Raw genomic sequence first — 22,096 nt, forward strand, 5'->3', positions numbered from 1 at the left:
ATACACGCTTATTTGGTGGGGCAACTAAAGCAGGATACCGCAATGATAGATACAGCCACCGCCAATCGCCCCGCACATTCGTCTCCGGATCACCCTGCCGTACCACGCCCGAAAATTGGCGTGCTGCTGGCAAATCTGGGAACACCGGACAACTATGATTATTGGTCTATGCGCCGGTATCTAAGCGAGTTTTTGTCGGACCGCCGTGTGATCGACTATTCGCCTTGGCTTTGGCAGCCCCTTTTGCAACTTGTTATTCTGACCAAACGACCCTTTGCATCGGGTGCCGCGTATAAATCCATCTGGAACGAGGCCGAGAACGAAAGCCCCTTGATGACGATCACAAAGGCGCAAACCGCCAAGATCGCCATTGAGATGGAAAAAACATATGGCAGCGATGTCATGGTTGAATTCTGCATGCGCTACGGCAACCCTTCGACCAAAAGCAAGGTCGAGAAACTGGTGCAAGCAGGTTGCCAGAAAATCCTGTTCTTCCCGCTTTATCCGCAATACGCGGGTGCGACATCGGCCACGGCCTGTGACAGCTTCTTTGAAGCTTTGAGCGTGGAAAAATGGCAACCGGCAAGCCGTACCGTGCAGCCGTATTTTGATCGTCCCGATTATATCGACGCGCTCGCCAAATCGATCGAAGCCAAATACGCCGAGCTTGAAACCCGTCCTGACATTCTGGTGTGTTCCTACCACGGCGTGCCGAAACGGTATCTGATGGAGGGCGACCCCTATCATTGCCAGTGCCAGAAAACCACGCGCCTGCTCAAAGAGCGGCTGGGTTGGGCGGACACAGAGATCACGACAACCTTCCAGTCCAAATTCGGACCCGAAGAATGGCTTCAGCCTTACACGGTCGAAGAAGTGGCCCGCCTGGCTGAACAGGGTAAAAAGAACATCGCGATTTGCGCGCCTGCCTTCTCTGCCGATTGCATCGAAACACTCGAAGAGATCAACGAAGAGATTTTTGAGAGCTTCGAAGAGGCTGGCGGCGAAACCTTCACCTACATCCCATGTCTGAACGACGATGAGGCGCATATTGCTACGCTGTCGAATGTGATTCGCGAAAATCTTGCTGGCTGGACCTGACTTGGGTCCATGCCTTGACGGTCTGGATCGTGCTACACAATTCAGACCTTAAAACACAAAAAAGGAGGCACTTTGAAAGTGCCGCCTTTTCTTTTCAGTCGTGAGACCGAAATTTAGTCGATCGCAACAGCTGCTGCCACAACTGCGATCAGCAGCAGTGGGATCAGGATGCCCGCGGAAGAGCTGTTTGCTTCTTCTACGATGACCGGTGCTTCAATGATCGGATCTGCCAGCGAGCCAGCGGATGCGGAAGAAGCGGCAGCTGTCAGAGCAGCGGCGAGAACGAGTTTTTTCATAGTATTACCTCCAGAAGATGGCGTGTCATGTTTCTCAGCATTCCACGCCTTACACTTACCTCGTGATGTTTTCTAAACATCATTCCGTAACATAATGGAATGAACTTTCTCGCAATAGCAAGGACAAGAAGCCCGAAATCGTCAAATTAGCAACACCTGAGTGCCCACATTCGCCAATTCATACAGCTCTTCGATGTGCTCGTTATACAAACCGATACAACCGTTGGATGACTTGCGCCCGATCTTGCGCGTATCGTGGGTTCCGTGGATGCGGTAATACTGCCAGCTGAGGTGCAAGGAACGCGTGCCCAATGGGTTATCGGGGCCGGGGCCGATGAACGGAGGCCACTCCGGGTTACGCTCGATCATATTGGGTGTCGGGCGCCAGCTTGGGCTTGGATCCTTGAGCGTGACACGTGTGCGACCGCGGCGCGTCAAATCCTGCGTCAAAGGTACGCTGGAAGGGTACAGTTTATAAACAGACTGGTCTTCGGACCAGTAATGCACCGCGCGGCTGTCGATATCGACAAGGATCGCACCGTTCTTGGTGTTGTCAAAATAAGGCTCCCAGCTCAACGTTCGGAAACTGGAAATGTTGCGCTTTACGCTTTCGGTCACATCCCGCTCGACGACAGTCGTCGCCGCGCTGTTGACGTCTAGCCCTGTCGTTTGCGCCAAAGCGGGTGTTGCAAGCATTGCCGCGCTTCCAGCAAGAAAGCCGCGGCGGCTATTCAATTTAAATCTGTCGTTCGACATCTTATGCCTCCGGGTGGGTGGAAAATTCTATTTCTATTATATGGCTCTAAAGACACGTTTTCAAATCAAAGCCCTGTGACAAAGGCAGTTCACGTCGAAGTGCATTTGATCTGTTGCACTACAGCATGTATGGCGAAAACACACATTGTTGCTTGGAGTAGCGTAATGACACGTCTTTTCATTGTTTTGTTTATAGCAATCATGGGCTTAGCTGCATGCCAGCCCTCTGGACCGACGATTGGCGCTGACGGCAAGGCCGTTCCACGTGCATATAAAATCAACGGACGCGAAGCAGATCAAATACCTTTCCGGATGCTCGATTCGGTAAATGCGCTGCGCAGCGCATCTTCTGTAGGGCCTTTGGAGCTGGATGCGCAACTCACCGCCGCTGCGGCGACTCACTCCCGTGATATGCAGGTCCAGAACCGCCCGTGGCACTTTGGCTCTGACGGTTCCTCCCCGGTTGACCGTATTCGTCGGGTCGGATTTGCAGGAACGCTGGTCGGGGAAGTAATTTCGGAAACCTACGAGACCGAACTTGAAACGCTGGGCGCATGGATGGAGCAACCCGACACACGCCGCATCATCCTGTCCCCAGATGCGCGTCGCATGGGTATTTCGTGGTTCCAGGAAAGCAACGGCAAAATCTGGTGGACCATGGTACTGGGTAACTAAGACCCCCAAGGGCCAGCGCACCCACCGATATTTATACAAAAAGGGCCTGACGCGGATATCACCGCTCAGGCCCTTTTTATTACGTTCCGATATCCAGCTAAACCGGAGACTTCACATGCCTTGGCGATCCCTCAAGGATTGATCGCAATCGGCGTTCCAGTCTCAACCATTGCGTAAATATGTTCCATCTCTTCGTTCGAGACCGAGATACAACCCCAAGTCCAATCATCCGTATCGCGCCGCAAAAAGTGACGTTGCCCGTGAATGAAAATATCACCGCCGGGGGATTTACCCAATGATCGTGCGTGGGCGATATCTTCGGCATTGGGATATGAAATACCAAGCGACAGATGGAACCGGCTGTTCGGGTTGCGGCGGTCGATTCGGTAAACCCCTTCAGGCGTTTTACCGTCACCTTCGACCTCTTTATGACCGCTGGGCGCGAAACCAAGGCGGATATCGTAATCCTTCAGAACACGCCCCTCACCAAGGAGATACATCTTCCGCTCGCCCTTGTTCACGACGATGCCCGTGACCGGCGGCCCATTGTAGCGTTTGAATTTAGTGTCGGGCGAACACGCCCCGAGAGTCGCAATTGATGCGCCACCCAAAATGAGATGTCTGCGTTTCATGATTACCTGCCATCTTATCCGTTGTCGGACTATTATTGACTACACGTATAGCAACGAATCTTCGGATCACAAAGACGTCAAATCTCCATAAAGCGCACGTTTTTGTGTTTTCAAACCCTAGGGGCGGCTTAGCTGTGCCGCCAATTCAATGTGCGAAGACCAGCGGAACTGATCAACCGGCTGCACCCAATCCAAGGTAAAGCCCTCTGCAATCATTTGTGCCGCATCCCGGGCAAACGTCACCGGGTTACACGAAACATAAGCGACCCGTTTGATATCCGACCGAATTAGCTCTGCTGTTTGCGCCTGCGCGCCAGCACGCGGCGGGTCCATCACCACAGCGTCATATTTGTAGAACTCGTCCGGCAACAACGGTCTGCGAAACAGATCCCGCGCGGTATGCTGCACCGTCTTGAGCCCCTGCGCCATGCGCCAGCCTTTATCGAGCGCCGCCATCATGGCGGCATCGCCCTCGACCGCCCAAACTTCGGCATTTTTGGCCAATGGAAGGCTGAATGTCCCGCAGCCAGCAAACAAATCCACAACCCGCTTGGCCCCCTGCACTACCTCTTGCACCGCGGCAAGCAGATGTGCCTCCCCGTGGGCCGTCGCCTGCATAAAGGCACCCGGTGGCGGGCATACATCCGCAGCGCCGAACCGTTGCACGGGTGGTGCCCTCTGGGCGATGACTTCATCCTCCCACGTCAGACGCGCAAGACCGCGGGTATCACAAACCGCTGCAAGGGTAATCCGCAACTGCCCGTCGATGGGTTTTCCCCCGCTCACCTGAACATCAAGCCCGACCTGAGATGTCGTTACGGTCACAGCCAATGTTGCCTTACGGCTTCCCCCCAGCTCGGCGAGTTCTTCGGCGATGCTGCGTGCGGCCAGAAGCTCGGGCAGGATCAGCGTGCAACCGGGGATTTCAACCACTGTTCCCGACGCGCGCCCGTGAAAACCGGACATGGTTCCCTTTTTCGTGCGCCGCGCCGCAAAGGTCGCACGGCGGCGTGACCCGGCAGGAGAGGTCACAATAGGCCGGATCGTTGTGCGAATACCTTGTGCGGCCAGCGCCTGTTCGACCACCTCGGTTTTCCATGTCGCCACTAAAGGGTCTGCTGCATGTTGCAGCTGGCATCCGCCACAAGATTTGAAATGCTTGCAGGAGGGGGCCACGCGATCATCCGAAGGCGTGACGATTTTGATATCCCGCAGGGTCGATCCGTCCAGCGTGCCGGTCACGACCTCGCCAGGCAACGTCATAGGTGCAAAAACGGGACCTTCGGCAATGCCGTCGCCGTGCATGCCCAAACGTGTGATGTTATATTCTGTCATAGCCCTGCCATAGCGCCGCAACAGGCCCTACGCCAACCCCTATTCGGCGGCGCGTACATCCAGAAACCCGCCCGATTGACGTTTCCAATACCCTGCATAAAGCCCGTCCTGCGCCAAAAGAGCGTCATGCGTGCCCTCTTCGGCAATGCGCCCTTTGTCTAGAACCACAATACGGTCCATATCCCGCAAAGTGGAAAGCCGGTGCGCAATAGCCAAGACGGTTTTACCTTCCATGACATGATCAAGCGAGATCTGGATCGCCGCCTCGACCTCACTATCAAGGGCGCTTGTCGCCTCGTCCAACACCAAAATCGGTGCATCCTTGATAATTGCACGGGCCAGCGCAATCCGCTGCCGCTGGCCACCGGAAAGCTTTACACCACGCTCGCCAAGGTGCGCATCATAGCCTTTGCGCCCCTTGTTATCTTCCAGCTGTTGAATGAATTCATGCGCTTCGGCCTGACGGGCAGCAGCGATCAGTTCGGCTTCGGTCGCATCTGGTTTCCCATACATGATGTTGTCACGGGCCGACCGGTTGAACATCGCTGTCTCTTGCGTGACCATCGCAATGGCCCGCCGCAAGCTTTGCTGGGTCACCATACTAATGTCTTGTCCGTCGATCTTGATCAGACCCTGATCCGGCTCGTACATCCGCAGCAATAGCGAGACGAGCGTTGATTTACCAGCGCCCGATGCACCAACCACACCCAGTTTTTCACCGGCACCAATAGTCAGATCAACAGGACCGATGCCGCCTGTCTCGCGTCCGTAGCCAAAGCTTAGGTTTTCGATCTGCACCTCACCATGTTCTGCAATCAATGGCTGTGCATCTGCGGCGTCTTCCAGACGCGTGCGCGGGGTCAGCGTGCGCATGCCATCCTCAATCTCACCGATGCTGGAATAGATCGACATCAACGTGAAACTGACCCAGCCGGTCATTTGCGCGATCCGTATGGAAATTGCCCCTGCCGCCGCAATATCGCCCGCCGTCGCCATTCCCTTTTGCCACAGCAACACGGTCGCGCCGATCAACAACACCGGCAAAATGCCTGCAAGGCTCATCAACGCGAAACGGAAACCGGCAGAAAGATAACCGAACGCCAGTGCGCGATTGCGAAAACCTTCCATCGCGCCCAAGGCCGCGCGGTCTTCGTGGTCGTCATGGGCAAACAGTTTCACTGTTTTGATATTAGTGATCGTATCCACCACCTGCCCCGATACCATCGCGCGCGCGTTAGCCCGCGCTGCAGCGCGGGTGCGGATACGAGGCAAGAACCAATTGATCAGCGCAAAATAAAGAGCCAACCAAACCGTCAGCCCCACAGCAACCCAGCCATTAATCGCCGTGAGCAACAACACAGACCCCACAAGAGACGCCAAAGCAAATGCCACGACATTGATTGTCTCGGAGGCAACATCCGTAACCGCGCGTGCCGCTTGCATTTGCTTTTGTGCAATGCGGCCCGCAAAATCGTCATCAAAGAAGGTAATATTTTGGCCTAGTGACCATCGGTGCAACCGCGACAACACCAAAGGATTCACATTCGGCTGCACGATAATCGCGTTTGATGCCGCCGACAGGCCAAAGAACAACGGCCGCGCGATCAGAAAGAACCCCACAGCAGTAATCAGCAACAGCGTATTGCGCCCGTCGAAAAATGTCTCGGGGCTGCTGGCGGCAGTAGCATCAATCACCCAACCAAGGATCAGGGCTGTGCCCGCCTCAAGCGCACCGGCAATCGCCGATAAGGCCGCTGCCAACCACAGCGCGGGCCACGCACCCGACAAACACCAGCGCATAAACGCGCCAAGCTTTTGCGGCGGAGGTCCGCCCGCAGGACGAAATGGGTTGATCCAGTTACCAATATTCACGCGTCTTCATCTTCCGTCTTAAGGAACCCGCCGGATTGGCGTGCCCACAACTCGGAATATAGTCCTCCTTGAGCCAAAAGCCCGTCATGGGTGCCATCTTCGACGATCCGACCCTCATCAAGAACCAGAATGCGGTCCATATGAGCAATCGTGGATAGACGGTGTGCAATAGCGATAACGGTTTTACCTTCCATCATGCCATATAGGGTCTTCTGGATCGCGGCCTCTACCTCGCTATCCAGCGCGCTTGTCGCTTCGTCCAGCAACAGAATGGGCGCGTCTTTAAGGATCACCCGCGCAAGGGTAATCCGCTGGCGCTGCCCACCAGACAGTTTGACGCCCCGTTCGCCCACGCGGCTGGCGTAACCCTCATTGCCCTCGGGGTCTTTCAGACCACAAATAAATTCATGCGCCTCTGCCTGCTTTGCCGCGGCGATCACCTCCTCCTCGGAGGCATCGGGCCTGCCATAGCGGATATTCTCAAGCACCGACCGATGCAGCAATGCGCTGTCTTGTTGCACCATACCGATTTGCCGGCGCAGACTATCTTGGGTAACTTCGGTGATATCCTGTCCATCAATGGCAATTACCCCGGAATCCGCATCATAAAACCGCAAAAGAAGCTTAAGTAGGGTCGATTTTCCAGCACCTGAACGCCCGACCAAGCCGGTCTTTTGACCCGGTTCGATGACCAGATCGATACAATCCACCCCACCGGACGAACGACCATAGTGATGTGCCAATGCCCGCAGCTCGATCCGCCCATCCGTGATCTGCAAAGGAGCAGCGTCCGGCGCATCCACCAATGTGATCGGCTGGGCAATCGTCTCCATTCCCTCTGCCACCACGCCAAGCTCGCGGAAGAAAGCGGACAACGCCCACATGATCCACGCCGTCATAGAGTTCAGCCGAAGCGTAAGCGTCGCGGCCGCCGCAACCGTGCCAACGCTGGCCTCCCCTTGCAACCAAAGCGCAAGCGCCCAGCCAACAACCCCGACAATCAGCAGCCCGTTGAGGGCCACAAGAGAGAAATCCATCGTCGTATAGATCCGCTGTTCGATCTGGAATGTACGACGCGCTTCTTCGATTGCCTCTTTGGCATATTGTTCTTCACGGTCGTGATGGGCGAACATCTTGACCGAATGGATGTTGGTATAGGCATCGACCACCCGCCCCGTCACAGCCGAACGGGCGTCCGACGCCGCCTTGGAGGCCGGTCCGATACGATGCAACGCCCAGCGTGACAAAACGGCATAGACCCCGAACCAGATGATCAGCGGCACAAGCAGGCGGGAATCCGAAGTCATGAGCAAAATCCCGGCACCGACCAGATAGGCCAATGCAAATGAAATCGCGTCAAAAGCCTGAAAGACGACCTCTCCCGCAGCGGGTGGCGTCTGCATGATCCTGTTGGCGATACGTCCCGCGAAATCATTCTCGAACCACCCGACCGATTGCCGCAATACCTGCCGGTGCGCACGCCACCGGATCAGCGTACCAAAATTGGGCAAGATCGCATTGCTGACCAACGCCACATCAATCGCCTGAAAAATCGGACGTATAAAAATGATGCCCAGCGCCACAAGAACCAGTTCGGTGCCATGATCCGCCCACATGTCTTGCGGCCCTTCCTCAAGGACATCGACGACACGTCCCATATAATAAATCAGCCCCACCTCAATCGCAGCGACAAGGATCGACATGAACGCTGTTAGCGCAAAGACCTTTTTGAACGGCTTGCTGTACCCCATGAAAAATGGCCACAATTCCTGCGGTGGGCTGTCGTCATTGGGATATTCAACGTAGGGGTCCACAAGTTTTTCAAAAAATCGAAACACGGAATTCCCCTTTAGGTTGATCGCGACACATATAGGCCGCTGCCCCAGCAAAACACCATCACTCGGGCAAGGCGATCAGCTGTTCTTTGTTCAATTCAAAATCAGACTCTAACCAAGCTTTTTTCAACTTTTTCAAGCGATGACCCAAAGCTGGTCCAGTGAATTCAGGCATCAGATCGACGGCCTTAACCGGAAAAACCTGCGCTGCTGCATCTGACAACTTGGCAACCATATCAGATGACGGCAGCGTTTCGGACAAGGCACAGCGGATTAGATAAGCCTGAACCGCGCAGGGCTGGCCGTGATCATACGCAATTTCTAACAGGTTTTTTCCCTCATATGCTGCACCATAGATGACATCATAATCGCGCTGCTCTGCACGGCTAAGCCGCAGGCGGTCGGACACATCCAGCCCGCCCAGCGCCACAAGACGCCCCAGCCAATCCGGCGCAATACCCAAATACTGCGCGCCGTGGATCATATGCTGGACAAACCGTATATCGGCACCTGGAAGAAGAACCCTCAAAACCCCTGTTTGCACCATCGCAGCCAAGGCTGTTGCAGGGTCTTGGGCGCTCAGCAGTTTACGGATTTCGGTGCCAACCCGTTCCGCTGATAGTGTCTCTAACCCATCGAGATTGACACTGATTGCCGCAAGAGCTTCGGGGTCCATCCCCTCTTCGGTCCTGCCGTACCACGCATGAAACCGGAAATAACGCAGCGTTCGCAAGTAATCTTCGCGGATACGCTGTGCCGCATCCTCGATAAATCGCACACGGCCAGCAATGAGATCGGGTAACCCTCCCAACGGATCAAGCACAATGCCATCCGCATCCGCATAGAGCGCATTCATCGTGAAATCACGGCGGCGGGCATCCTCGGTAATGTCGTTAGAAAACGCGACCACGGCGTGACGACCATCAGTCTGCACATCACGCCGAAATGTGGTAACTTCATACCCCACGCCACCAGAGACTACGGTGATTGTTCCATGATCGGCACCGGTGGGAACCGGTTTTAGCCCTGCAGATTTTGCCAATGCGATCACTTGGTCAGGCAGGGCGCTTGTCGCCATGTCCACATCGGAGACCGGCGCATCGATCAGCGCATTACGCACACACCCTCCGACATAGAATATGTCATGCCCTCCTGCCGCAAAGGCATCACAGACCGCGCGGGCCGAGGGCTCCTTGATCCAAGGGGCATTTCGAGGGGTCAGGGTTGAATAATCTGGGTCCATGACCGCAACATACGCGCAGTTGCGCCCCAGATGTAATAGGGTCCGAATGGTACAACAAAATAGTGGCGGATCTGCCCACGCCAGCGCCGCGATTGTACCAGATAATTGTCCGGATCAAGAACATGATCCAACGGCACCGCGAACACTTCATCCACCTCGCCCGGCTCTGGCACAATCTCGAACGGCTCTGCAACAAAGCCTACCACGGGGGTCACATGAAAACTGGTCACTGTCTCATGCGGCGGGAGCGTTCCCAGAACCTCGACCTTATCCGGCGACAGCCCGATTTCTTCATGCGCCTCGCGCAGTGCGGCGGCAATGACATCTGCGTCGCCGTCATCCTGTTTTCCACCCGGAAAAGCAATCTGGCCGGGATGGTGCTTTAACGCCGCAGCGCGTTTGGTCAGCAGCAGGCTCAGCCCCCGTTCCCCTTCAATGATCGGGGCCAGCACTCCTGCTGGCCTCAAAACACGGCCCTCGGGCAACACTGTTTCGGGGTTGAGATCGAAATCCGAGGACCCCTTACCGGTTTCTGTCAGCGCCTCGCGAAAATGATCCAGCCGGTCACGCATCCTTTGTCGCGTCAAACCCCACTGTTGCGGGATCGATATCGTAATGCGCACCGCAGAACTGGCAATCAGCGGTGACGCGCCCCTCATCCGTTGTCATTGTCTCGATATCTTTTGCCGAATAAATCGAAAGGCTTTGACGCACGCGATCTTCGGAACAGGTGCAGCCGAAATGCACGCGTTGCTTATCAAACACGCGCGGCTTTTCCTCATGGAACAGTCGCAGCAAAACCGCCGAGGGCTCAAGCGTGGGGCCGATGAGTTCCAGATCATCTACCGTATCAAGCAAGACATTCACGCGGTGCCAGTTTTCCTTTTCATCATCCTCAAGCAGGTCAACCGGCTGCAAAACTTCGCCCGTGCCTTCGGCCTGCGCAACAAATGGCGAGGCTTTTGGCATGTGTTGAAGCATCACCCCACCTGCGCGCCAATGCTCTGCCGCATCAGCCGTGGTCGATTTGCCAAAGCTCAGCTCGAAGCGTGTCGGGAGCTGTTCGGATTGCGCAAAATACCCTTCGGCGGCCTTGGACAGGCTTTCGCCAGACAAAGGTGCGATGCCTTGATATGGCGTGGTGCCTTTGCCCTGATCAATCATGACGGCAAAGTAACCATCCCCGATCTGGTCAATCGGCGCCCCGTCGGTGAGCCGCTCTGCGTCATAGCTGGCATAGGCGCGAATGCGGGCAGGTGCGCCTTCCTTCTCGGGGCCGTAATAGTCCGTTGCGATCATACGCACCGGGCCTTTGGACTGTACCTGAAGCTGTAGTTTCCACCGCAATTTCATGGTTTGGCCAATCAGCGCAGTAAGCAAAGCCATCTCGGCGACCAAGGCCTCTACCACTGGGGGATAGTTGTGCTGTTCAAGAATACCGGCCAATGCCGTATCCAACCGTGCAATCCGCCCGCGGATGTCGGAATTATCAAGCTGGAAAGGCAAGACTGTATCATCCCACCCGCTGCTGTTGCCATTTGTCATTTTACTCTATCCTGTCCGCCAAGCGTTTGTCATACCGCGCCTATGTAGGGTGAACAAGCGGTCGGCAAAAGGGGCCAGTGATGATCAGACGAGTCGGAGAACCGCCAAAGCCCGGTCAGATTTACAAAATACGCCCGGGTGCCTATGCCATTTTGCCCATTGGCCGGCGTTTTTTGATCACGGCACAAACATCGGGCGAGATTGATTTGCAGTTACCTGGTGGCGGAATCGACCCCGGCGAAAGCCCGCTTCAGGCGCTTTACCGCGAAGTGCGCGAAGAAATCGGCTGGTCTATTGCTGCACCGCGCCGGTTGGGGGCGTTTCGACGGTTCGTCTTTATGCCCGAATATAACATCTGGGCCGAAAAAATCTGCCATATCTATGCGGCACGTCCAGTACGGCAATTACACGCACCAACGGAACCGCACCACGAAACAATGATTATTGACGCGGATGATGCCATTGCGGCCCTTGGCAATGACGGTGACCGAATGTTCCTAGAATCCTATGTCGCGGCCAGACCCTGATATTCAAACAGAATAGCCGAAACATCGTCGGGGAAATCGGCGGAGCCATTAAACTCGATCAAACGACGGATCATTGCATCAAGAAATGCGGGGCCACGCACGTTGCCCAATTCCTGCATCAACGCAGCCAGCCCTTCTTCACCCAGCATATCACCCTCTGGCCTTGGGCATTCGGTAACGCCGTCCGACAGGATGAGGATACGGTCACCCGGATCAAGGCAAAGCTCGAAACGATCGAACTGGATGCCCGACAACAAGCCCACCGGAAAACCACCAGTGCCGATTTGCTCAATTGTGCCGTCGGCGCGTTGAATAGCAGGATGCGGGTGGCCGGCTTGGGACAGGACCATATTGCCTGTTTTGAGCTCGACATAGGCCAGAAGAAGGGTAAAATAATGCTCTGTCTCCATCTCATCGAGGACAAGGTCGTTCAGATCGGCGACCACTTCCTCTGGCGAGCGTGGAACAAATAACCCGTTTGACGCCTTGCGTAGGGCCACATTCTGGTCCGGAGCGGCACTGGACAAATAACCAGCCAACCGCGCCGTCATTAACGCAGAACTGATCCCGTGCCCCGACACATCCAGCGCATAAAGCCCGATATGGTCTGCCCCTGCCTCAAAGAACCCGACCAGATCACCCCCGACATGCCCTGATGAACGCAGCATGAGCGACAAGTCCCCAACCGATAGCGCGCGGAATCTTTCTCTAACAAGGGATTGTTGGAGTTTTTTCGCTTCTTTGAGGTCGCTGTCTATATTGTCATAAAGCTGTTGCAGCTCGCCCAAAGTCTCACTCAGCACACGGTTTGATTCCGCCATCGAGCGCTGCATTTCAATCAATCGGCCCCCCGCAGTGATGCGCGCGCGCAATTCGTTGTTATCCACCGGTTTGATCAGAAAATCATCCGCACCAGTATCAAGGCCCAGCGCGACCTCTTCCTTCTCGCTTTTTGAGGTGAGCAGAATGAAATAGGTATAATCATCCCCGTCATTCTTGCGGAAATGGCGGCACAGATCCAAACCTGACATGCCGGGCATCATCCAATCGCTTAGCACCAGATCAGGGCGCTGCACGGCCGCTTTTTCCAACGCTTCCTCACCGCTTGCCGCTTCGGCCACGTCGAATCCCCAATGCTTTAGCGCCAGCGTCAGTAGCTTGCGCTGCAACCTGCTGTCGTCGACGACCAAAACATGACGGATCACCCCAGCCTTCGGCGCAAGGTTGTCCGTCGATTTATCTGACAAAATAATGGGCATAAGGCTTTCATAATAAATACGATGCCTTCTTGTAGCTCGGGCGACTTAACAGGGGGTGAAGTCCAGTTCAGGCCAATCATTACCTGCCTTTAACCTTCCTGCCGTATACCAAGGGGAGCAAAAGGAGGTCGCCATGATTAACTGGAAAATGGTGTGGCAACTGCGTGAGGACGTCGGCAAGGATGATTTTTCCGAAGTCGTCGAAATTTTTATCGAAGAGGTTTCCGCAACTATCCACCGATTGCGACACACGCCTGATATTAAAACCCTTGGTGCCGACCTTCATGCCCTGAAGGGCAGTGCATTAAATTTGGGTTTTACCGAATTTTCAGATCTGTGCCAGGCCGGCGAAACACTAGCGGCTCAGGGCAAAGCCGACCAGATCGTGTTGCTGCCGATCCTTGACTCCTATGATGTCAGCAAAGACGCCTTGATCGCCGGCCTTAAGCAGCGTGCCTAGATGATATATTGAGCCAATGTTTCGTCATTGGTGATATCAGTAAAGGTAAATCCGGCATCATCCAACGCCCCGAACAGCGTATCGAAATTGCGCGGTTCATCGGTCTCGATTCCGATCAGGACCGATCCAAAGTTACGGGCTGATTTTTTCATGTATTCGAACCGCGTGATGTTGTCCTGCGAGCCCAGCAAGCCCAAAAAGTCTTTCAATGCGCCGGGGCGCTGTGGAAGGCGCAGGATGAAATACTTCATCAGGCCCGCAAAACGCTGTGCGCGTTCTTTCACTTCAGGCAACCGTTCGAAATCAAAATTCCCGCCGGACGCAACGCACACCACAGTTTTACCCGCAATCTGGTCCTTGATATCGGCAAGGACTTCGATGCTCATGGCACCTGCTGGCTCAAGCACGATGCCCTCGACGTTCAGCATTTCAATGATGCTCATGCAAATCCGGTCTTCGGGAAGGTGGATCACCTCTGACCGCTTGGCATCCTTCAGTCTTTCAAATGTCCGCTGGCCGATCTTCGCGACCGCCGCACCATCCACAAAACTGTCGATCGGCGAGACATCAATGGGCGCGCCTTCTTCTAACGCCCGACCAAGGCTCGGCGCGCCAATAGGCTCTACGTAGGTATAAGTGCAACGATCACCAAAGAAGGCGCGCGTGCCTGCAGACAAACCACCACCGCCTACGGGCAGGACGATCCAATCCGGTGCCCGACCTAATTGATCCTCGATCTCGACCGCGACAGATGCCTGCCCTTCGATCACATCATCATCATCGAATGGCGACAGAAAATACGCCCCCTCTTGGGTGCAGAACGCCTGCGCAGAGGCCAACGTCTGGTCGAAGTAATCCCCAACCAGACGCACTTCGATATTCTCACCGCCAAATTTTTTGGTTTTCTGGATTTTCTGCTGGGGCGTTGTCACGGGCATAAAGATCACGCCGCGGACGCCGAAATGGCTGCACATAAATGCCACCCCCTGCGCATGATTGCCCGCGGAAGCGCAAACAAACAGATCATGTTCAGGGATCAGCTTGCGCATCGCGTTGAATGCGCCGCGCAGCTTATAGGACCGCACCGGCGAAAGGTCTTCGCGCTTTAGGTAGATTTCGGCGCCAAATTTCTCGGACAAATGTTCGTTCTTGAGCAGCGGCGTGGCGGGAAACACGCTTCGCATTGCACGGGTGGCCGCGATTGCGCCCATTTGGAAGTCTTCGTTCATCTTATGCCGCCCTTTTACTGCTCTTATTCCAGATAGGACCGCAGCGCAGCAGCGTCAATGAAGCCACCACCTTGCCGTGCGCCTTAAAAACCGCTACGCCACCGATGATATTCGACAAAGGAAAAGACATGTCTGCGCCCAAGAAAGTTGTGCTCGCCTATTCCGGTGGCCTCGATACCTCGATCATCCTGAAATGGCTGCAAACCGAATATGGTTGTGAGGTCGTGACCTTTACCGCCGATCTGGGTCAGGGCGAAGAACTGGAACCGGCACGCGCCAAGGCCGAAATGATGGGCGCTTCTGAAATTTATATCGAAGATGTCCGCGAAGAGTTCGTGCGCGATTTCGTCTTCCCCATGTTCCGCGCCAACGCGGTCTATGAAGGGCTGTATCTGCTGGGTACCTCCATCGCACGGCCCCTGATCTCCAAACGCCTTGTTGAGATCGCGCATGAGACCGGCGCCGATGCCGTGGCCCACGGCGCCACCGGCAAGGGCAACGATCAGGTTCGGTTTGAGCTGGCCGCCTATGCGTTGGACCCCGACATCAAGGTAATCGCACCTTGGCGTGAGTGGGATTTGTCCAGCCGCACCAAGCTGCTGGAATTCGCTGAAAAGAACCAAATCCCCGTTGCCAAGGATAAACGCGGCGAAGCGCCGTTCTCGGTTGATGCGAACCTGTTGCACACGTCCTCTGAGGGCAAGGTCCTTGAAGACCCTGCAATTGACGCGCCCGAATATGTGTACCAGCGTACCGTTTCCCCCGAAGACGCACCAAACGAGCCCGAGTATATCGAAGTCGGGTTCGAGCGTGGCGATGCGGTATCCATCAATGGTGAGGCGCTCTCCCCTGCCGAATTGCTGACCAAACTCAACGAACTGGGCGGCAAGCACGGCTGTGGCCGTCTGGATCTGGTGGAAGGCCGTTTTGTCGGCATGAAATCACGCGGTATCTATGAAACGCCCGGCGGCACGCTGCTTCTCGAAGCGCACCGCGCCATCGAGTCGATCACATTGGACCGCGGCGCGATGCACCTAAAAGACCAGCTGATGCCACAATACGCCGAGCTGATTTACAACGGCTTCTGGTTCTCGCCGGAGCGGACCATGCTGCAAGCAGCCATCGACGCAAGCCAGACACATGTGACAGGTACTGTTCGCCTGAAACTGTACAAAGGCCATGTGCGCACTGTTGGCCGCTGGTCGGATTACAGCCTGTATTCCGAGGCACATGTGACGTTTGAAGACGATGCAGGCGCTTACGACCAAAAAGACGCTGCCGGCTTTATCCAGCTTAACGCACTGCGGCTGAAACTGCTGGCGGCGCGGGACAAGCGGACCAAAGGGTAAATACAAAAATGGCCCGGATCATTGCTTGTCCGGGCCGATACTCGTTACCGAACCGGAAAACCGGCTTACTCTTCTAAGATAACCAGATACCATTTAAGAAACCTGAAGATACACGTTCAAGGAATGATTAATCACGGGGAAAGCTTCGATGAAGTTAACCCCGCGTCAGTCCTTTTCCATGATCACCAAACTGGTTTTTGGATACAGGGTCCCGCTACAACAAAACCGGCGGTAACCACAAATCACCACACTGTGAGTTTGTATAACAACCGTTGCCAATATGCGTATGCCGCGTCAGCCTGTCCTGAAAGAAGGAGAGCATCATGCCCATGTTGAGCAATCTAAAGACCATCGTCCTTGCCGGTTCGATCGGTGTCGGCTTCCTCGTTCAGGCCTCCCCCTCCTATGCTGCAGAACTTGAGACACTAACCGTCGCAGGTGGTTGTTTCTGGTGCGTAGAAGCCGACTTTGAGAAAGTTGAAGGGGTCACAGAAGCCGTATCGGGTTACGCTGGCGGAACTGCGGCCAATCCAACCTACAAGCAAGTTACCTCGGGCGGCAGCGGCCATTATGAAGCTGTTCAGATCACTTTTGACCCTGATCTGGTCAGTGAAGCTAAGCTTTTGGATATCTTCTTTCGTTCTATTGATCCAACAGATGCCGGCGGGCAATTCTGTGATCGTGGACCTAGTTACCGAACTGCGATCTTTGCAACCGACAGCCAGAAAGACGTAGCCGAGCAGTCCAAAGCAAAAGCGCAAGCCGAGCTGGGGCAACAAATCGTAACGCCGATTCTGGGTGAGGCCGACTTTTATCCTGCCGAGGCCTATCATCAGGATTACGCAAAAGGGACCAAGATCATACTGACCCGCTATGGCCCCAAAAGTCAGGCAAAAGCCTATAAGGCCTACCGCGAGGCCTGTGGCCGCGACAAGCGCGTCAAAGAGCTTTGGGGATCAGCAGCACCCTTTGCAGGCTAAGTACGGAAATGGTCCTGGATTTCTTTGAGATCCGGGATCACATCCGCAGTACCGCGCCGCATCACCATCAGTGCACCTGCCCTGAGTGCGAGATCAATCGCCCCTTCCATCGACATACCGCGATCCAGCCCCGCAATCAGAAAGCCCGTGAAGGTATCGCCAGCGCCAGTGGTATCAATCGCATCTGCCGCATAGGCATCAAACTGTCTATCACCCTTGTTAGAGACCCATCTGCAGCCCTTTTCACCCAAGGTAATCACCACATCCGGTAGGCCCAGCGCCTGAGGTGTTTTGCCGGTGGCTTGCTCAAGCTGTGCCGCTTCAACCTCGTTCAAAACAAGCAGATCAATCCGCCCCAACAAGCGGGCTATTGCATCTGCCTCAAATGGGGCCGCAGCATATACCACCCGCAAGCCAAGCGATTGAGCCGTTTGCGCAGCATATTCCTGCCCGTTTGTTTCATTCTGCATCAGCAGATAATCGCCCGGTGATGCTTCGGTAAGCGCCTGACCAATAATGGCCTCGGTCAGCTCCATGTTTGCGCCTTGAAACAGGACGATGTTATTTTCGCCCTGATCATCCACGACAATATTCGCATGGCCCGTGGGTATTTGCACTTCGGCGATATGCGGGATGTCGACGCCGTATTCCATCAACCGTTCGCGGGTCCAACGGCCTTCAGGTCCTATCGCCCCGATATGCGACACATGCGCGGCCCCTCGCGCTGCAGCAACAGACATATTCGCCCCCTTGCCGCCTAATCCGAAACCGAAACTGCGTGCCGCCAAGGTTTCCCCCTTCGCGGGCAGATGCGGAACTTCGTAAAAATTATCAATATTGATTGAGCCGAGGTTCCAGATCATCCGCCCACCTTACATGCAGCAAGGATTGCCATATTCAGGATGTCATTGGCCGTCGATGTAGATGAAGCAATCTGGATTGATTGATCCAACCCTGTGAGGATCGGGCCAATCACTGTGGCGCCGGCCATCTCTTGCATCAATTTGACCGAAATGCTGGCCGAGTGGCGTGCAGGCACAACAAGAACATTCGCTGGTCCGGTCAGGCGTGAAAACGGATAATTTTTCTGAACCTCCGCGTTCATCGCCACGTCCACGGTCATCTCACCTTCATATTCGAAATCCACCCCGCGCTGGTCGAGTACTTTGGGCGCAAGGTGCATCTTTTCCGCCCGCTCGGAAACAGGATAGCCAAAGGTCGAAAAGCTCAGGAATGCGACCCGCGGTTCCAGGCCAAGATGCCGCGCAACGCGGGCGCCGCTTTCTGCGATATTGGCAAGATCGTTATCGTCGGGCCATTCATGGACCAAAGTATCACCGATCAGCACGATGCGCCCTTTGTGCAGCAACGCCGTTATGCCCACCGCACCGCCCTGCGCCGTGGCATCGAAAACATGGTTAATCTGATCCAGCACATGCGCCGATTTGCGCGTAGCCCCCGTCACCAACCCGTCACCATGCCCATGCGCCAACATAAGCGCCGCAAAAACGTGACGGTCTCGTGCGGCAAGGCGATGAATATCCTTGGCATCGAACCCGCGCCGCTGGAGGCGCCGATACAGGTAGGATTTATACATGTCCAAATGCTGGGTCTTGGCCGCGTTCACCACTTCCAACTCGCGGATCGCATCCTCTAACCCGGCGGCAATCAGTTTGGCTTTGACGTCCTCGGTTCGTCCGACGACCAATGCCTTACCCAACCCTTGTCGTTGGTACATCACCGCTGCACGTAGAACTTTCGGGTCATCCCCTTCGGCAAAGATCATCCGCGCCTGATTGGCCCGCGCACGCGCGTTGATGCCGCGCATGATGTTTGCTGTCGGGTCAAGCCGCGATCTCAGACCCGCCTCATAGGCATCCATATCAATGATCGGCCGCCGCGCGACGCCCGTTTCCATACCCGCCTTTGCAACCGCAGGCGGGACCCTATGGATCAGCCGCGGGTCAAATGGCGTTGGAATAATATAATCCCGACCAAAACTAAGGTTTTTACCATAGGCCAATGCGACCTCGTCAGGCACATCTTCGCGTGCAAGATTGGCCAGCGCGTGGGCACAGGCGATCTTCATCTCGTCGTTGATCGCCCGCGCATTAATATCAAGCGCACCGCGAAACAGATAGGGAAAGCCCAACACGTTGTTCACCTGATTGGGGTAATCACTCCGCCCCGTGGCAACGATGGCATCCGCACGGATGGCGTGCGCCTCTTCGGGGGTTATTTCGGGGTCAGGGTTCGCCATGGCAAAAATAACAGGATCATCTGCCATGCTCGCAACCATCTCGGATGTGACGGCCCCTTTGACCGACACCCCGAGAAAGACATCCGCCCCCTTCATCGCATCGGCAAGGCTACGTGCGTCAGTATTGGCAGCATGGCCGGACTTCCATTGGTTCATGCCCTCGGTGCGACCCTGATAAATCACGCCCTTGGTATCGCACATGATGCAATTATCATGCCGTGCGCCCATCGCCTTGAGCAGCTCCAGACAGGCAATGCCCGCCGCACCGGCTCCATTCAGCACGATGCGCACATCCTCAATTTTTTTGCCCGAAATTCTGAGCGCATTTAGCAATCCGGCCGCACAGATTACTGCTGTGCCGTGCTGATCATCATGGAAGACAGGGATGTCCATTTCTTCCTTGAGGCGCTGCTCAATGATAAAACACTCAGGCGCTTTGATATCCTCAAGGTTGATGCCACCAAACGTCGGTCCCATCAATTTAACAGCGTTGATAAAGGCTTCAGTATCTTCTGTGTCCAGCTCGATATCTATCGAATTCACGTCCGCGAACCGTTTGAACAGAACCGCCTTGCCTTCCATCACCGGTTTGGACGCTAACGCCCCAAGGTTACCCAACCCCAGAACCGCCGTACCGTTGGAGATAACAGCAACAAGATTGCCCTTGTTTGTATAATCATAAGCCAGCTGCGGATTAGACGCGATTTCTTCACAGGGAACGGCAACGCCCGGTGAATAGGCCAACGACAGATCGCGCTGCGTGGTCATCGGGACGGTAGCGGTGATTTCAAACTTGCCCGGTGTTGGTTCAAGGTGAAAGGCAAGCGCCTCCTCAGAGGTTACTTTATTTTTGGTCATCGGTGATCGCCCGTTGTGATGTTTCCATCAGCATAACGGGCGACTGGGTGCCGCACAATCACGCGACGAAGCGGATCCAGTCATGGTTTGCGACAAATGCTTTATGCCGATCAGGAAAATCACGCTCTAATGTCGATAGGGCCCAGCGAACCACCTGTGGACGCTCGCAGTTGCTTGCACACCAGAAAATGCGGATCAAAGTCTGCCAGCGCTGCGGATCCGCAGCATAGGCAGCATTCAGCGCTACAAGCTCTGATTTCGTCTCTCCGAGTTCCTTGTGACAATCAGCAAGCAACAGACATAAGGGAACGTCACCTTTCACCATGTCCTGATGCGCCTGCAACAGCGCAATCGCATTCTCGGCCTTACCCGCGCGCAAAACACGTCTGGCCAATTGGGACAAAAACTTTGAATTCGGCATCAGGGGGGTCTCCCCCAGAATGGTCACGATGAACGATACCACCTGCGCAATCGCCTTCTCAGAAAGCCGCACCGGCAAAATTCCGTGCTCTTCGAACTTAGGCTCTATAAAGGGGTCATCATCGTTGTAATCCGCGAAAAAAGTTAAATAGTTGCACTGCGCAGCATGGGCTAGCGGCCAAAATTCTTTCCAGCGGTAGCGCGCGGTTTGTACGGTTCCCAGCTCGATCACAAAGGCGTCGGGATTGGCGAACAACATATTTGTAAAGCCTGCCCCATGAACCGATACCATCACTTCGGCTTGGGCCATAATCGCAATCTGCTCGAGCGGCGAGAGTTTCTCGAAATCCACATGAGCGAAACCGAACCGCGTCAAATGATCCAAAAGCCCCTCTTCTCCGTCCATCGGACGGCGACGGCTAGACTGATTATCACGACCAACAAAAAACCGTTTGGGCAGATAGCTGAAGTCCTGACTCTCGATCGCTTTGAGCGCGCGGCGCCGCAATGCCAAAAGCCCCGAACTCACCGAGTTCATCTCGAATATCTGCTGATCTTCCATTCCGCTCAGATCAAGACCGCTTTCGCGCGCCTGCGGTGTGAGGCTTTCGAACAGCTGAGCGTCACCATCAGGGGCCTGCCCGAGGGCAATGTTGAAATCAAACGCGGTCATGACCAGATCATAAGCCTTGGGCGCACGTTGAAAGAACACCCGTCCCGCATATTCAGGAAACAGCGCAGCAACAAAACTTTCGGCGAAGGGGCGGCGCTTTTCCTCGCTGTTGGGATAGTGGAACATGATGTTCCCCTGAAACCCTACGTCATCCAGTATTGTCAGCTGTGACAGCGACTCGACGATGAAGTGGAAAAAGTTGAACGTGTTCCGGCATGCAATGCCAAGGTCCAGGTCATTCTCCAGAAACACCTCTTCGACAGGCAGCTTTCGACCGCTGTTGTCCTTCTGACATTTCTCGAAATAACTGTGCAGTTTTTCCTCGGGATCAAAATCTGCGTCCTCATTCTCCCAGCGGTAGGCATTCAAAAGCCGTGTGCCCGACGCGCCGGATAAAATCATCTTGCCTCTCGCAAGCACCGTTGATTTGCGGAATTCGGCCTTGTCGACAACCGCGGGCAACAAATTCACTTCAACCGCTTTGCTAAAACTACGATGCCGCATTGTCTTTGACACAAAACTGCGGATTCGCTTGTTGATCTCGTCATGGTCGCTGACGGCGAAACCTTCGATTTTGGCAGAGGGAATTTCACGCCAGATGAACTCTGGCTTGCGCAGCAGTTTTAGACCCTCATCCCGCCAAGGATTGAAGAACATCTCTTCGGGGTCAAATGACAGTTCAATCTTGTTGCGCAATTGCTCGGTATGTCTCTTGGAGGACGGGTTGATGGATATTAACACGGCAACCGGAACTGTGTACAGGGCCCGCACCCTTCCCTCCCCGCGCCTTGTTT

20 protein-coding genes are annotated in these 22,096 nt (G+C 55.0%); 6 read left to right on the forward strand and 14 right to left on the reverse strand.

Features of this window, described 5'->3' with window-relative positions:
• Positions 1-42 precede the first annotated feature (42 nt).
• Positions 43-1,098, forward strand: coding sequence for a ferrochelatase (hemH, locus tag ABJM03_RS15740; protein ID WP_348418793.1), 1,056 nt, complete (start codon positions 43-45; stop codon positions 1,096-1,098).
• Positions 1,099-1,211: 113 nt separating this feature from the next.
• Here hemH and ABJM03_RS15745 read toward each other — a convergent pair whose 3' ends face one another.
• Positions 1,212-1,394: a hypothetical protein gene (locus ABJM03_RS15745; RefSeq protein ID WP_348418794.1), complete on the reverse strand. Its 183-nt coding sequence runs from the start codon at positions 1,392-1,394 to the stop codon at positions 1,212-1,214.
• A gap of 141 nt (positions 1,395-1,535) precedes the next feature.
• Positions 1,536-2,150, reverse strand: a complete 615-nt coding sequence (locus ABJM03_RS15750) for a L,D-transpeptidase family protein (RefSeq protein ID WP_348418795.1) — start codon at positions 2,148-2,150, stop codon at positions 1,536-1,538.
• Positions 2,151-2,315: 165 nt separating this feature from the next.
• Here ABJM03_RS15750 and ABJM03_RS15755 point away from each other — a divergent pair, with 165 nt between their 5' ends.
• Positions 2,316-2,825 carry a CAP domain-containing protein gene (locus tag ABJM03_RS15755; RefSeq protein ID WP_348418796.1) on the forward strand — a complete coding sequence of 170 codons (510 nt, stop codon included), beginning with the start codon at positions 2,316-2,318 and terminating at the stop codon, positions 2,823-2,825.
• Positions 2,826-2,956: 131 nt separating this feature from the next.
• Here the strand turns inward: ABJM03_RS15755 and ABJM03_RS15760 are convergent, their stop codons facing one another.
• From ABJM03_RS15760 to ABJM03_RS15790, 7 genes are all read right to left on the reverse strand, one after another.
• On the reverse strand, positions 2,957-3,457 hold the full coding sequence (locus ABJM03_RS15760; RefSeq protein WP_348418797.1) for a L,D-transpeptidase family protein: 501 nt from the start codon (positions 3,455-3,457) through the stop codon (positions 2,957-2,959).
• A 117-nt stretch (positions 3,458-3,574) separates the two neighbouring features.
• Complete coding sequence (locus tag ABJM03_RS15765) at positions 3,575-4,792, reverse strand: class I SAM-dependent RNA methyltransferase (protein WP_348418798.1); 1,218 nt, start codon at positions 4,790-4,792, stop codon at positions 3,575-3,577.
• A gap of 39 nt (positions 4,793-4,831) precedes the next feature.
• Positions 4,832-6,664 (reverse strand): ABC transporter ATP-binding protein, encoded by a 1,833-nt coding sequence (locus ABJM03_RS15770; protein WP_348418799.1) that lies wholly within the window; start codon positions 6,662-6,664, stop codon positions 4,832-4,834.
• Positions 6,661-8,502 (reverse strand): ABC transporter ATP-binding protein, encoded by a 1,842-nt coding sequence (locus tag ABJM03_RS15775; protein ID WP_348418800.1) that lies wholly within the window; start codon positions 8,500-8,502, stop codon positions 6,661-6,663. The genes ABJM03_RS15770 and ABJM03_RS15775 overlap by 4 nt, the downstream gene beginning before the upstream one ends.
• A gap of 58 nt (positions 8,503-8,560) precedes the next feature.
• A complete protein-coding gene (locus ABJM03_RS15780) occupies positions 8,561-9,742 on the reverse strand; it encodes a CCA tRNA nucleotidyltransferase (RefSeq protein ID WP_348418801.1) in 1,182 nt (393 codons plus the stop codon).
• Positions 9,718-10,314 carry a CoA pyrophosphatase gene (locus ABJM03_RS15785; protein WP_348418802.1) on the reverse strand — a complete coding sequence of 199 codons (597 nt, stop codon included), beginning with the start codon at positions 10,312-10,314 and terminating at the stop codon, positions 9,718-9,720. The genes ABJM03_RS15780 and ABJM03_RS15785 overlap by 25 nt, the downstream gene beginning before the upstream one ends.
• Positions 10,307-11,287 (reverse strand): Hsp33 family molecular chaperone HslO, encoded by a 981-nt coding sequence (locus tag ABJM03_RS15790; RefSeq protein WP_348418803.1) that lies wholly within the window; start codon positions 11,285-11,287, stop codon positions 10,307-10,309. The genes ABJM03_RS15785 and ABJM03_RS15790 overlap by 8 nt, the downstream gene beginning before the upstream one ends.
• Before the next feature lie 80 nt (positions 11,288-11,367).
• On the opposite strand from ABJM03_RS15790, the gene ABJM03_RS15795 reads away from it, so the two are divergent.
• Positions 11,368-11,814, forward strand: coding sequence for an NUDIX domain-containing protein (locus ABJM03_RS15795; protein WP_348418804.1), 447 nt, complete (start codon positions 11,368-11,370; stop codon positions 11,812-11,814).
• Here the strand turns inward: ABJM03_RS15795 and ABJM03_RS15800 are convergent.
• Entirely contained in the window at positions 11,793-13,073 is a 1,281-nt protein-coding gene (locus ABJM03_RS15800; RefSeq protein ID WP_348418805.1) for a SpoIIE family protein phosphatase, read from the reverse strand. The two genes, ABJM03_RS15795 and ABJM03_RS15800, sit on opposite strands and share 22 nt — an antisense overlap.
• 133 nt (positions 13,074-13,206) lie before the next feature.
• Here ABJM03_RS15800 and ABJM03_RS15805 point away from each other — a divergent pair, with 133 nt between their 5' ends.
• Positions 13,207-13,533, forward strand: a complete 327-nt coding sequence (locus ABJM03_RS15805) for an Hpt domain-containing protein (protein WP_348418806.1) — start codon at positions 13,207-13,209, stop codon at positions 13,531-13,533.
• Here the strand turns inward: ABJM03_RS15805 and ilvA are convergent.
• Complete coding sequence (gene ilvA / locus ABJM03_RS15810) at positions 13,530-14,762, reverse strand: threonine ammonia-lyase IlvA (RefSeq protein WP_348418807.1); 1,233 nt, start codon at positions 14,760-14,762, stop codon at positions 13,530-13,532. The two genes, ABJM03_RS15805 and ilvA, sit on opposite strands and share 4 nt — an antisense overlap.
• Positions 14,763-14,890: 128 nt before the next feature.
• Here ilvA and ABJM03_RS15815 point away from each other — a divergent pair, with 128 nt between their 5' ends.
• Positions 14,891-16,111, forward strand: coding sequence for an argininosuccinate synthase (locus tag ABJM03_RS15815; protein WP_348418808.1), 1,221 nt, complete (start codon positions 14,891-14,893; stop codon positions 16,109-16,111).
• Between the two features lie 323 nt (positions 16,112-16,434).
• The gene (gene msrA, locus ABJM03_RS15820) at positions 16,435-17,091 is read left to right on the forward strand and encodes a peptide-methionine (S)-S-oxide reductase MsrA (protein ID WP_348418809.1); all 657 of its coding nucleotides are present in this window, start codon (positions 16,435-16,437) and stop codon (positions 17,089-17,091) included.
• Here msrA and ABJM03_RS15825 read toward each other — a convergent pair.
• From ABJM03_RS15825 to ABJM03_RS15835, 3 genes are read right to left on the reverse strand one after another with little or no spacing between them, the layout of a single operon-like run.
• Positions 17,088-17,954: a ribokinase gene (locus tag ABJM03_RS15825; protein ID WP_348418810.1), complete on the reverse strand. Its 867-nt coding sequence runs from the start codon at positions 17,952-17,954 to the stop codon at positions 17,088-17,090. The genes msrA and ABJM03_RS15825 overlap by 4 nt on opposite strands.
• Positions 17,951-20,209, reverse strand: coding sequence for an NADP-dependent malic enzyme (locus tag ABJM03_RS15830; RefSeq protein ID WP_348418811.1), 2,259 nt, complete (start codon positions 20,207-20,209; stop codon positions 17,951-17,953). The genes ABJM03_RS15825 and ABJM03_RS15830 overlap by 4 nt, the downstream gene beginning before the upstream one ends.
• A gap of 58 nt (positions 20,210-20,267) precedes the next feature.
• Positions 20,268-22,073, reverse strand: a complete 1,806-nt coding sequence (locus tag ABJM03_RS15835) for a glycosyltransferase family 61 protein (RefSeq protein WP_348418812.1) — start codon at positions 22,071-22,073, stop codon at positions 20,268-20,270.
• Between the last annotated feature and the right edge of the window lie 23 nt (positions 22,074-22,096).

It is taken from the genome of Sulfitobacter sp., from assembly GCF_039977885.1.
Taxonomy (GTDB): Bacteria; Pseudomonadota; Alphaproteobacteria; order Rhodobacterales; family Rhodobacteraceae; genus Sulfitobacter.

Bases quoted from the DNA above. Each gene is read 5' to 3' on its own strand.
- ABJM03_RS15785 (WP_348418802.1), bottom strand. From the start codon at position 10,314: ATGCGTGACCGGCTGGATCATTTTCGCGAGGCGCTGACAGAAACCGGT.
- ABJM03_RS15760 (WP_348418797.1), bottom strand. From the start codon at position 3,457: ATGAAACGCAGACATCTCATTTTGGGTGGCGCATCAATTGCGACTCTC.
- hemH (WP_348418793.1), top strand. From the start codon at position 43: ATGATAGATACAGCCACCGCCAATCGCCCCGCACATTCGTCTCCGGAT.
- ABJM03_RS15830 (WP_348418811.1), bottom strand. From the start codon at position 20,209: ATGACCAAAAATAAAGTAACCTCTGAGGAGGCGCTTGCCTTTCACCTT.
- ABJM03_RS15790 (WP_348418803.1), bottom strand. From the start codon at position 11,287: ATGACAAATGGCAACAGCAGCGGGTGGGATGATACAGTCTTGCCTTTC.
- ABJM03_RS15780 (WP_348418801.1), bottom strand. From the start codon at position 9,742: ATGGACCCAGATTATTCAACCCTGACCCCTCGAAATGCCCCTTGGATC.
- ABJM03_RS15765 (WP_348418798.1), bottom strand. From the start codon at position 4,792: ATGACAGAATATAACATCACACGTTTGGGCATGCACGGCGACGGCATT.
- ilvA (WP_348418807.1), bottom strand. From the start codon at position 14,762: ATGAACGAAGACTTCCAAATGGGCGCAATCGCGGCCACCCGTGCAATG.
- ABJM03_RS15755 (WP_348418796.1), top strand. From the start codon at position 2,316: ATGACACGTCTTTTCATTGTTTTGTTTATAGCAATCATGGGCTTAGCT.
- ABJM03_RS15795 (WP_348418804.1), top strand. From the start codon at position 11,368: ATGATCAGACGAGTCGGAGAACCGCCAAAGCCCGGTCAGATTTACAAA.
- ABJM03_RS15825 (WP_348418810.1), bottom strand. From the start codon at position 17,954: ATGATCTGGAACCTCGGCTCAATCAATATTGATAATTTTTACGAAGTT.
- ABJM03_RS15805 (WP_348418806.1), top strand. From the start codon at position 13,207: ATGATTAACTGGAAAATGGTGTGGCAACTGCGTGAGGACGTCGGCAAG.
- ABJM03_RS15800 (WP_348418805.1), bottom strand. From the start codon at position 13,073: ATGCCCATTATTTTGTCAGATAAATCGACGGACAACCTTGCGCCGAAG.
- msrA (WP_348418809.1), top strand. From the start codon at position 16,435: ATGCCCATGTTGAGCAATCTAAAGACCATCGTCCTTGCCGGTTCGATC.
- ABJM03_RS15750 (WP_348418795.1), bottom strand. From the start codon at position 2,150: ATGTCGAACGACAGATTTAAATTGAATAGCCGCCGCGGCTTTCTTGCT.
- ABJM03_RS15745 (WP_348418794.1), bottom strand. From the start codon at position 1,394: ATGAAAAAACTCGTTCTCGCCGCTGCTCTGACAGCTGCCGCTTCTTCC.
- ABJM03_RS15815 (WP_348418808.1), top strand. From the start codon at position 14,891: ATGTCTGCGCCCAAGAAAGTTGTGCTCGCCTATTCCGGTGGCCTCGAT.